Raw genomic sequence first — 11,650 nt, forward strand, 5'->3', positions numbered from 1 at the left:
CTAGTCTTTCAAGGAATAGGTAACCGTAGTCACCACTCTCACCTTTTTAATATAAGGTGTATTCGAATCCCTGTCTTCTATAGAGAACTGTCCCTGGTCGGCATTCATGATCTTATCAATCTTGCTCTTGCTGTTTTCGGCAAACTGTGAAGCAGTCTTCTCTGCATTCTCTATTGCCTCCTGCATCATCTTAGGTTTCATCTGTCGGAAAGCAACATATTCATACTTCACCGGATTCTCGTAGCCACCATCCACGATAGCGACGCCCTTCTGGAGCAGGTCACCCTGACGGGCGATGATGCCGCGAACCAGTTTCACGTTATGCGAAGTAACGGTGATAATCGACGTGATGTTATAACGATACCCCTGGCGGTTTTCTCCATATCGCTCAGCATTGAGGTCGATGACCACAGGCGCATTGACATTAATTTCACTTGCCTTCACACCATTTGCCAGCAGGAACTGACGGATGGTACTGGTGGTAGCGTTGATTTTTTGATAGAGTTCAGGCAGGTCATTGCCTATTTCCTTGGAAACGATAGGCCATGTCACCTTATCAGCCTCAACTTCCTTTTCTGCCAATCCTTTCACCACCACTTTGCGGTCTTTGGCAATCACACTTTCAAGTCCAGACTTGACACAAAATCCAAGCACGATAATGCCTATGGCTAAGATCACTGCTTGCTTGATACCCGTATTGACATTCATAATAAGTCCTCCATTTATTAAGTTTGAAATGCTTACGAGGACAAAGATAAGCAAAAAGATGATAGCAGCCATCTTTTTTAATCTTTTTTATGTTCTAATCTTAACCAGGCAAGAAAGATATGTTAAATCTTCTATACAAACGATACAACCTATTGATTTTTTCACTATCTTTATCCCGTTAAAATGATGTATAACCTTTAAAAACATAACATCATGAAGATAGGTATTCCAAAAGAAATCAAGAATAATGAGAACCGTGTGGGAATGACTCCTGCCGGAGTTGCCGAATTTATTCGACATGGTCACGAAGTGATGGTTCAGCATACTGCTGGCGAGAACAGTGGTTTTGCTGATGAAGAGTATGAGAAGGTAGGAGCCAGGATCCTGCCCGACATCCAGAGTGTGTATCGCGAGGCTGAGATGATTATCAAGGTGAAGGAACCTATCGCCGAGGAATATCCACTCATCCATCAGGATCAGCTTGTTTTTACTTACTTCCATTTTGCCTGCGACAGAGAGCTCACCGATGCCATGATCAAGAGTGGTGCTGTCTGCCTGGCTTACGAGACGGTAGAAACCGACAACCATCATCTGCCACTGCTCATTCCGATGAGTGAGGTAGCAGGAAGAATGGCGATTATCAATGGTGCCTACTATCTGCAGAAGACCAAGGGCGGCAAGGGTAAGCTGATCAGCGGTGTGCCGGGCGTGAACCGTGCGAAGGTTCTCGTTCTAGGCGGTGGAACCGTGGGAGAAGCTGCAGCAAGAATGGCAACAGGATTAGGCGCTGATGTGTGGATTACCGATATCAGTCTGCCTCGTCTTCGCCAGTTGGAGATGGAATTGCCGATCAATGCGCACACCCTCTACTCCAATGAGCACAACATCCGAAAAGAACTTTCAGATGTAGACATCGTGGTGGGCAGCGTACTCGTTCCGGGAGACAAAGCTCCACACCTGATTACCAGGGACATGCTGAAGTTGATGGAACCTGGCACCGTACTGGTGGATGTGGCTATCGACCAGGGAGGATGCTTCGAGACCTCTCATCCAACCACCCATTCCGATCCGACATTCATGGTAGATGGCATTGTGCATTATGCCGTAGCCAACATTCCGGGAGCCGTGCCTCATACCTCAACCATCGCCTTGACCAATGCCACCCTGAAGTATGCCCTCGCTCTTGCCGACAAGGGATGGCGAAAGGCGTGCAAGGAAGACAAGGCTTTGTATCGGGGATTGAACATCGTGAATGGCAAGGTAGTATTCAAGGCGGTTGCCGATGTCTTCGGATTGGAATACGAAGAGATGGTATTATAGGAGATCGCATTATAAATTCATGAAACATAACTTTTAAGCCCTTCGATTCCGTTGGGTTTAAAAGTTATGATGTTTTTTGTGTGCCTTTCCAATGATAAAGATAGACTCGTGGGCAGCGATTCTGCAAGGGAATATTCAAAAATTTAAAAACATATTAATAATAAATGGATTACAACATGATTGGGACCGCATGGTCGTTACTGCCTCCCATCGTCGCCATCGCTCTGGCGCTGAAGACGAAGGAGGTCTATTCTTCTCTTTTTATCGGTATCATACTGGGTGCCGTTCAATATTGTATTTCGATGGGAACAGGATTCGACGGATTCCTCGTTCACCTGACCAACCACACTGTAGGTGAAGGCGATGATGCCAAGGCATACGGTTTGATACATTGCCTTTCCGACCCATGGAATGTAGGCATTCTGGTATTCCTGGTGGTATTGGGCAGCATCGTTTCACTGATGAACAAGGCGGGCGGTTCTGCGGCTTTCGGCCGATGGGCTTCCAAGCACGTAAAGTCGAAGATTGGTGTGCAGATTGCCACCATTCTGCTCGGTATACTGATATTCATCGATGATTACTTCAACTGCCTTACCGTAGGTTCTGTGATGCGCCCTATCGCAGTGCGCAACGGCGTAACCAAGGAGAAACTTGCCTATCTCATCGACTCCACAGCAGCTCCAGTCTGCATCATCTCCCCAATCTCCAGTTGGGCAGCAGCAGTATCGGGCTTCGTATCGGGAGGCGAGAACGGACTGGCACTTTTCTGCAAGGCGATACCTTATAATTTCTACGCATTCTTCACCATCCTCTTTATGTTTGGCATCGTGATCTTGGGCTTCGACTTCAAGGCGATGAGCAAATATGACGCAAGACTCAAAGAATGGTATGAACGCACCAACGGAGGAAAGCTCGACGAGGTGAGCGATACCAAGCTACAGATCGTGGAGCATGGTGTGGGAGCGAAGCAGGAAGAATCATCCAAGAGCAAAGGCTCTGTGAGCGATCTTGTGATTCCAATCATTATGTTGATTATCTTCTGCATGGCAGGTATGGTATATTCGGGAGGTTTCTTTGATGCCAACAATGCCAACTATATGAATTTCGTAGATTCCTTTGCAGGCAGCAATGCCTCTATAGGTCTAGTGATTGGTTCATTGGCAGCCCTGATTCTAACTATCGTGATGTTTACAGCTCGCAAGACCTTACCATTCGATGAAGCGATGAGTAGTCTGATCAAGGGCTTCGAGGCGATGGTACCAGCCATTCTGATTCTTACCCTGGCATGGACCCTGAAGAGCATGACCGACTCCTTGGGTGCAGCAGAATATGTATCTAGCGTAGTGGCAAGCAGCGCTTCTGAACTCCAGATGCTCCTGCCAGCCATCATCTTCCTAGTTGCTGCCTTCCTGGCTTTCGCCACAGGTACATCCTGGGGAACCTTCGGTATCCTGATACCTATCTGTATCGCAGTATTCCCAGGGGCCGACCCTTTGCGCATCATTTCCATCTCTGCCTGCATGGCAGGTGCTGTCTGTGGCGACCATATCTCACCTATCAGCGATACCACCATCATGGCGAGTGCCGGAGCCCAGTGCAAGCATGTGCATCATGTTTCATCTCAGTTGCCTTATGCCTTGACTGTAGCTACCGTCAGCTTCCTGACATTCATCGTAGCAGGTTTCACCCATACGCTGGGAATGGTAACCAGTGCCATCATCTCGTGGATCTTCGGTGTTGCCATGCTCGGTTTTGCTTTATTTTATTTAAATAAGCGCCAAATAGTTAAATAGTTCTTAATTTATTTGAATATTGAAAATATTTTTAATATCTTTGCATAAAAAAAGTTGCACTCGGCAATTTGAAAGCAAGCTTTCATTGCGCTCGTTTGCATTTTCTTTGCAAAAGAATTTAATAAAGAACATATTAATATTATAAAAGTAGACATTATGAAGGAATTGAAAGGTACAAAGACAGAGAAGAACCTCCAGGAGGCATTCGCTGGTGAGTCACAGGCTCGTAACAAATACACATATTTTGCAAGTAAGGCTAAGAAGGACGGTTATGTTCAGATAGCCAACATCTTTGAGGAGACAGCTGCCAACGAGAAGGAGCACGCTAAGTTGTGGTTCAAGTACCTGGAGGGCGGTGCTATCCAGGATACAGAGAAGAACCTGGAGGCTGCTGCCAATGGTGAGCACGATGAGTGGACAGAAATGTATCCACGCATGGCAAAGGAAGCTCACGAGGAAGGCTTCGAGGAGATTGCTGCCAAGTTTGAGATGGTGGCTGAAATCGAGAAGCACCACGAGGAGCGTTATCGCAAGCTCTTGAAGAACGTGCAGGACAAGCTCGTCTTCTCTCGTGACGGCGACTGCATCTGGCAGTGCTCTAACTGCGGTCATATCGTAGTAGGCAAGCAGGCTCCAGAGATTTGTCCTGTCTGCAACCACCCACAAAGCTACTTCCAGATTGAGGCTCAGAACTACTAAGATTCTATTACAGGAAATTGAACGATAGGATAGGATTATAACATAGAACCTATCATATAGAAGACTTCCTATAGAACCAGATAAAAATCCCCTGATGCAATAAGATATGCATCAGGGGATTTTCTTTTTTACCACTGGTTGATATCGGCTTTTGCCTCTATCTTTTTCTCGATGTTATCAGGAAGTTTGGAGAAGAAGTCGTAGCCGGTGATACGCTCCACCTCATCTACCGAGTTGACGAAGTCCTTTTTCTGCAAGCCGGTAGCTCCCTGGTTGCGACAGATAAAACCGATGGCTTGCGGATTCTTGCCAGTTCGGAGGATTACCTTGAAGAAAGCATCAGGCACCACCACCTTGTTCTTACCCAGTTTGCGATGCTGCTTATTCAGGAATATCGGACCGCATACGATATATACCTTACCGTATTTCTTTGCCCAGGTACGACACTGCTGTTCGATACTATTCCAGACACCCGCATTCAAGGCATGGGTCTGGGGACACATATTGGTCATCAGGAAGCACTCGTCCATAGCCTTCTGATTCCACTTGTTATCGCCAGCCGGACAGAGATGACCCCTATCATAACCGCTGTTGTAGTAATCTGCCTTCATTCCCTTAGGTGATGGCATATCCATATCATCCTCAAAGTCGCCACGCTTCAACTTTCCTGAAGCATGAGCGCGGGTCAATGACCATGCCACCCAATTAGGCTGACGGGTATCGTGATTATATGATACGGTATAGGCAAAACGCTTTCTGATGGTTTGCGATACCTTTTTCTTGGAAACGGGGATTTCTATCCCCGGTGCATCCCCCTGTGCTGCCGGCAACATAGAGGATGACAAGCCCAAAGTAGAGAGCAGAGCGATGATGCCAAGCAGCAGCCATCCTCTCAATTTCTTATTGAATTGAATCATCTTTAATTCTATATGAAGAGATTATTATGTATTTATCCTATTCTGCTGGATTAATCTTTTCCAACATGATTTCTATCAGTCTCGGAACCCCATAGTCTTCTATCTCACTTTCCTTGATCCAGATGTAATCATCTGGGAGTTGAGGACGGCAGTCAGTTTCCAGGAGATAGAAGTCGGCAAGAAGGATGCGATGAGTCAGAACGTGCTTGACATCTTTAGCCAATAATATCGGATTCTTCACGAAAGAAGGAAGTTCCTTGACATCCGAAATATTATAAGGCTCCCATAATCCCTGCCAGATATCCCCTTCGCCACGTCGATGGATGGCTATCATCGGTTCTGGAATTTCAGAACCATCCGCCACAGAAGATTTACACCTTATATATATATAGGAGAGATGGCGGGTCTTCACCTTCACGGTCTTGTTCTTGACAGGCAGTTCCTCTACCCTGCCACTACGCAAAGCCTCGCAGGTTTCGGCAAGCGGACAGAGCAGGCACTTCGGAGACTGGGGAGTGCATTGAATCGCACCGAAATCCATCATTCCCTGATTATAGGATGCCGCATCGGATGCAGGCAAGAGCGATTGCGCCAGAGCAGCAAACTCTTTTTTCCCCTGGGTTGAATTGATGGGAGTATCAATACCGAAGTATCGGGAAAGCACCCGATAGACATTGCCATCAACCACAGCTGCCGGAATATCGAAAGCGAAAGAGCCGATGGCAGCAGCGGTATAATCGCCTACTCCCTTCAGGGATTTGATGCCGTCAAGGGTGTTGGGGAAAGAACCGAGAGCCACAATCTGCTTGGCAGCAGCATGAAGATTGCGGGCACGGGAATAATACCCCAAACCCTGCCAGAGTTTCAAGACATCATCCTCGCTGGCTGCAGCCAGGTCTTCTACCTTGGGATAGGTTTGCATGAACCGTTCCCAATATTCCCAACCTTGGACTATGCGGGTTTGCTGAAGGATGATTTCGCTCAGCCAGATGGCATAAGGGTCGCGGGTTTCACGCCAAGGCAAATCCCTGCCGTTTTCACGAAACCAACGGAGTATTTCTGTTGAAAAAAAAGATTTATTGATCATTATTATGCTTTTGCCCTTACAGGGCGTTACTTTCTTGCTTCGGTCCTTTTAGCGGATTACAAATCCGCAATAGTTATCCATACGGCGGCGGATTGCAAATCCGCCGAAACAGTAACTATTCATAAAGTTCAAAGTTCAAATCTCAATGTTCAAAGTAATTACTGTTCCGGATATTGCTCATAAATTTTCAGACCGAATTCATTGGCAAGCGCATAGGCATGTTCCATGATATCGGCGAGGATATGCTCGTAATTGACCCAAACCTTATCCTTGATGAAGAAATAGAATTCGATAGGAAGACCACACTGGGTAGCTTCCATGTGACGAACCATCAAGGTAAGTTCCGTATTCACCTCAGGGCGCTGACGCAGATATTTCTCCATAAACCTGCGATAAAGCTGAAGATTGGTTGGAGCCAGGGCAGCAGGATTCTTCAGATCCTCTATATCCTTTCCCGCCTCTATATCCTTTTCTATCGCCTTCTGAAGAGATTCCTTCAACTTAAAGGAATCCTCTGTGGCGAAATGCTTGGCAAGCAAGGTATGCTTTAAAGTCTCATCTACCAACCGGATGCTGCGGAAATCGAAATAAACAATTCGCTTTACTCTTCTTCCCCCACTCTTCTGCATACCAATCCAGTTCTGGAACGAACCATTCACCAGGGTAGCTGGCGAAATGGTAACGATGGTATTATCGAAATTACGCACCTTTACGGTAGTAAGCGACATATCCTCCACAATACCATTGGCATCCACCGACTTCACGGTAATCCAGTCGCCCTTGTGCAGCATATCATTACTGGTGAGTCGCACACCGGCAGCCAGACCGAGGATGGTATCCTTGAACACCAACATCAAGACAGCAGAAGTAGCACCCAAGCCGGCAAACAAGGTCATCGGACTCTTACCCAGCAAAATAGCAACCACAACCACTCCAGCCACAAAGAGCATCAACACTCGAAGTACGCCGCAGACGGTATGGAAATACTGCTGAGCCGAAGAACGGCGCTCATCCCCATTCTCCAATCCCTTGAAAGAACCGATGAAAACCAAAGCCGTACGTACCGACATCACTACGATATAGATACCCGTAGCACGCTCCAGAATCTCCTTGAATATCGGATATTCCAGATAGATAAGCGGCATGAGCGACCAGATAACTACGGCGGGAACGATATGGCAGGCAGAAGTAAGCACCTTCTTGTTGAAAAGCACATCATCCCAAGACGCCTCCGTCTTCTCCGTTATCTTGGATATCAACGGAACCAATATCTTCCGACATAGGAAATCGCTCAGCATCGCCAGCAAGAAAGCGGTGACGGTAAGCAAAATATGACGAAGCATAGGCACATAATCACCTGTGACACCGGCCCATGTTATCATTTCATCTACAAACTTACGAATTTCTTCCATAAACTATTAAGTCTTAACTAAATTACGGTTGACAGAGCAAGGTACAAACCTTATCTGCAAAATTACGGGCATTATTGCCATGCATGATACCATTATTAATAATGGCAAAGCAAAGTTCATGACCATTGGCAGCCTTGCAATATCCAGCCAGTGAGATGATACCCGTCAAAGTACCAGTCTTTGCCCTTACATTACCATGAGTAAAACTATTCTTCATTCGCCTCTTCAACGTGCCATCCACTCCCCCGATAGGCAGTGACTGCATCAAATGCTCCTTGATATTATCATTCTTATAAGCATAACGCAGCAATTTTACCTCCAGTTCGGCACTCAGATAATTATACAAAGACAACCCGGAACCATCAGCCAATTTATAACGGGACGGATCGAGTCCAATTTTTCTAATCAACTGTCGTTCCACATTTCTGGCACTCTTGGCACTGGCTGACCGGTTGCCGGTAGAGGCAGCTATCTGATAGTACATACTCTCGGCATAGAGATTATCACTGTCTTTCATCATCTTATGCAGCACCTGATCCATTGTATGGAAACGGGTACAGATGGTAAAAGCATTAGCCGGACAAGGTTTTATGGTAGAATACATCCCTTCGTAGAGAATACCTACATCCTCCAGTTTTGCCAGAAATCTATCCATAAAGATGTCCTTACGGGCGAATACCAAAGGCGACAACACCGGATTGTCATCATCCCAGCACCATCCTTCGCCCAACAGAGTAGCATCCTTCATAGAACGGTCTGCATAAATACTGCCACGGATGGTGTCGATGCCCATCTCCTTCAACCCATTGGCAAAGGCTGCCATATCATCGCTGTTAAAACGGGGATCCATGCCACCGATACAATAAACATCGCCGGTTAAGACTCCATTTTCTATGGTTCCAGTATACTTGAGAGTCGTCTTAAACTGGTAAGAACCGCCCAATTTATCCAATGCCGTAATAGCAGTCAGGAGCTTCATTGTACTAGCCGGGCGCATCAGCTGTCGCTCATTTCTCTTGTAGATACAGGAATCGGCCTCCAGGTCCCATACCATCAATCCCACCTGCGATGTCTCGAACATCTTACTCTCCAGGAGTTTGTCCAGACCAACCTGAACCGAGACAGGCCAAGGCAACTTCTGGGTATCAGTAGCCAGGGAGTCAATCAAGGTAGAATCAGCCAATTCTGTCTCGTCCTGCGATTCTACCACCTCGTCATCATTCACATCTTGAGCCTGCATTGGCAATGCAACAACCATCGCCATCATCAGGCTCAACATCATATATTTAATCTTTTCCATCACAATTGAATTCTTCACTCTTCGTTCCTCATTCTTCACTTCTTTGCCGTTTCTTAATTTCTTTCTCAAAAGCCTCTTCATTATCAGGCTGAACGGCCACCATGTTCTTATGACCATATTCTATCACTACACACCTGTCCAGTCCCATAAAAGTCTTCATCGGATGCACATCTATGATGTCGCAGACCGGTACATTCTTGTTGGACGAGAACCTTCCTTCGTTGATGATCAGATACTCCATCTCATCATCCCGGTCGATAGGTTTTATCTTCTTAAAGGTATAAGTAGTATTCAGAATACGCTCTATCATGCCCACGATGACAATGGCCAGGAAAATGCCGATAATCGCCATCTTCACCCAGAAGAAATAGCCTGCCAAAAATGCAAAGACAGCCACCCCCAAACGGGCAGTCAATGTAAAGCGTTTATGAAAAGTTCTATCTGCCATATCTTGTTAATATTTGTCATTTTGATAGTCTTAAAGACTATATTACCATAAATTTCGGTGCAAAATTACAAAAAATCCGTCTCTTTTTACTCATTATTAAAGAGAAATTAGTACTTTTGCAAACAATTAAGCATTATTAGAATAAACTCACATGGTTTATAAGTATGATTTTCTGATTATCGGCTCAGGAGTTGCCGGTATGAGTTACGCCCTGAAAGTAGCCAGAGCGCATAAAGGTAAAGTGTGCATGATCTGCAAAACCTCTCTCGATGAGGCGAACACTTCATTTGCACAAGGTGGTGTTGCGTCAGTTACCAACCTGGAAGTAGATAACTTCGACAAGCACATACAAGATACGATGATTGCTGGTGACTATATCAGCGATTATAAGGCAGTGAAGCAGGTTGTCACCATGGCACCGGAGCAGATCAAGGAGCTCGTGGAATGGGGTGTCAACTTCGACAAGCAGCAGGACGGCAAGTTCGATCTTCATCGTGAGGGCGGACATAGCGAGTTCCGCATTCTTCATCACGCCGATGATACGGGTGCTGAAATCCAGCGCGGTCTGATGGAGGCTGTACGCAACTGCCCAGACATTGATATCAAGGAAAATCATTTTGCAGTAGAGATTATCACCCAGCACCACTTGGGTGCCCGTGTTACTCGCCGTACACCTTATATTAACTGTTACGGAGCCTACGTTCTGAATCCTGAAACCCAGAAGGTGGATACCTATCTGAGCAAGGTTACCGTGATGTGTACCGGTGGTTGTGGTGCTGTTTATCAGACTACCACCAACCCTGTCATCGCTACCGGCGACGGTGAGGCGATGGTTTACCGTGCCAAGGGAACCGTAGCCGATATGGAGTTCGTACAGTTCCACCCTACAGCTCTCTATCATCCAGGAGAGACTCATCCTGCCTTCCTCATCACCGAGGCTATGCGTGGATATGGTGGCATCTTGCGTTTGCCTAACGGCGAGAGCTTCATGGAGAAATATGACAAGCGATTGAGCCTGGCTCCTCGCGACATCGTGGCCCGTGCCATCGATAAGGAGATGAAGATTCACGGTCTGGATCATGTCTGCCTGGATGTTACCCATAAGAATCCTGAGGAGACCAAGCATCACTTCCCAAATATCTACGCCAAGTGTCTCAGTATCGGCATCGACATCACTAAGGATTATATCCCGGTTCGTCCTGCTGCTCACTACATGTGTGGTGGTATCAAGGTAGATTTGAACGGCTGTTCAAGCATCAACCGCCTCTATGCCTTGGGCGAGTGCTCTTGCACCGGTCTGCATGGTGGCAACCGTCTTGCCAGCAACTCTCTCATCGAAGCTGTGGTATATGCCGAGACTGCTGCCAAGCACAGTCTGGAGCATGTGGATGAATACGACTTCAATGAGAAGGTTCCTGCATGGAACGACGAGGGTACCCTGACCAACGAGGAGAAGGTATTGATTACCCAGAGCGTCAAGGAAGTTGGCGAATGTATGAGCAACTACGTGGGCATCGTGCGCAGCGACCTTCGCCTGAAGCGTGCCTGGGACCGCCTCGACCTTCTTTACGAAGAGACCGAGAATCTCTTCAAGCGTGTCAAGGTGAGCAAGGAGCTCTGCGAGCTCCGCAACATGATCAACGTGGGCTATCTCATCACCCGTATGGCTATCGAGCGCAAGGAGAGCCGTGGTCTTCACTATACCATCGACTACCCTGTTCACGCTTACGACAAAAAATAAAGTTTTTTAAGCTACCATATAAAGCCGCCAGGATATTCTCACACGATATCCTAGCGGTTTTTTCTTTGCTTATATGAAAGCTCAAATCCTTAATGACATTGATGACTACACTTTTGCTGCCCCTCAAAAAGTAGACACAGAAAGGTGGAAAACTGATGGAAAATGATTACCTTTGCAAGCAGATAGAGTTGTGTGCCCTGTAGAGAGGGCGTAGCCCGAACGTAA

At 46.6% G+C, this 11,650-nt stretch carries 10 protein-coding genes; 4 read left to right on the top strand and 6 right to left on the bottom strand.

Features of this window, described 5'->3' with window-relative positions:
• Entirely contained in the window at nt 1–708 is a 708-nt protein-coding gene (locus tag ACTQ53_RS14900) for an SIMPL domain-containing protein (protein ID WP_441933875.1), read from the bottom strand.
• A gap of 213 nt (nt 709–921) precedes the next feature.
• Between ACTQ53_RS14900 and ald the strand changes: the two genes are divergently transcribed.
• From ald to rbr, 3 genes are all read left to right on the top strand, one after another.
• Nucleotides 922–2,028 carry an alanine dehydrogenase gene (gene ald / locus ACTQ53_RS14905; RefSeq protein ID WP_349226753.1) on the top strand — a complete coding sequence of 369 codons (1,107 nt, stop codon included), beginning with the start codon at nt 922–924 and terminating at the stop codon, nt 2,026–2,028.
• Nucleotides 2,029–2,192: 164 nt separating this feature from the next.
• Nucleotides 2,193–3,821 carry a Na+/H+ antiporter NhaC family protein gene (locus tag ACTQ53_RS14910; RefSeq protein WP_441933878.1) on the top strand — a complete coding sequence of 543 codons (1,629 nt, stop codon included), beginning with the start codon at nt 2,193–2,195 and terminating at the stop codon, nt 3,819–3,821.
• Between the two features lie 156 nt (nt 3,822–3,977).
• Nucleotides 3,978–4,520 (top strand): rubrerythrin, encoded by a 543-nt coding sequence (gene rbr / locus ACTQ53_RS14915; RefSeq protein WP_294968906.1) that lies wholly within the window; start codon nt 3,978–3,980, stop codon nt 4,518–4,520.
• 128 nt (nt 4,521–4,648) lie between these two features.
• Here the strand turns inward: rbr and ACTQ53_RS14920 are convergent, their stop codons facing one another.
• The 5 genes from ACTQ53_RS14920 to ACTQ53_RS14940 form a co-directional block, all read right to left on the bottom strand.
• On the bottom strand, nt 4,649–5,437 hold the full coding sequence (locus ACTQ53_RS14920; RefSeq protein ID WP_441933880.1) for a DNA/RNA non-specific endonuclease: 789 nt from the start codon (nt 5,435–5,437) through the stop codon (nt 4,649–4,651).
• 37 nt (nt 5,438–5,474) lie between these two features.
• Complete coding sequence (mutY, locus tag ACTQ53_RS14925) at nt 5,475–6,524, bottom strand: A/G-specific adenine glycosylase (protein WP_441933882.1); 1,050 nt, start codon at nt 6,522–6,524, stop codon at nt 5,475–5,477.
• A gap of 158 nt (nt 6,525–6,682) precedes the next feature.
• The gene (locus ACTQ53_RS14930; RefSeq protein WP_294968898.1) at nt 6,683–7,936 is read right to left on the bottom strand and encodes a mechanosensitive ion channel domain-containing protein; all 1,254 of its coding nucleotides are present in this window, start codon (nt 7,934–7,936) and stop codon (nt 6,683–6,685) included.
• 22 nt (nt 7,937–7,958) lie between these two features.
• Nucleotides 7,959–9,236, bottom strand: coding sequence for a D-alanyl-D-alanine carboxypeptidase/D-alanyl-D-alanine endopeptidase (gene dacB, locus ACTQ53_RS14935; protein WP_294968895.1), 1,278 nt, complete (start codon nt 9,234–9,236; stop codon nt 7,959–7,961).
• Between the two features lie 28 nt (nt 9,237–9,264).
• Complete coding sequence (locus ACTQ53_RS14940) at nt 9,265–9,684, bottom strand: PH domain-containing protein (protein WP_441933885.1); 420 nt, start codon at nt 9,682–9,684, stop codon at nt 9,265–9,267.
• A gap of 151 nt (nt 9,685–9,835) precedes the next feature.
• Between ACTQ53_RS14940 and nadB the strand changes: the two genes are divergently transcribed.
• Nucleotides 9,836–11,425 carry an L-aspartate oxidase gene (nadB, locus tag ACTQ53_RS14945; RefSeq protein ID WP_294968885.1) on the top strand — a complete coding sequence of 530 codons (1,590 nt, stop codon included), beginning with the start codon at nt 9,836–9,838 and terminating at the stop codon, nt 11,423–11,425.
• The last annotated feature ends 225 nt before the right edge of the window (nt 11,426–11,650 follow it).

The organism is Prevotella sp. Sow4_E9_plate (assembly GCF_052116205.1).
Classification (GTDB): Bacteria; Bacteroidota; Bacteroidia; order Bacteroidales; family Bacteroidaceae; genus Prevotella.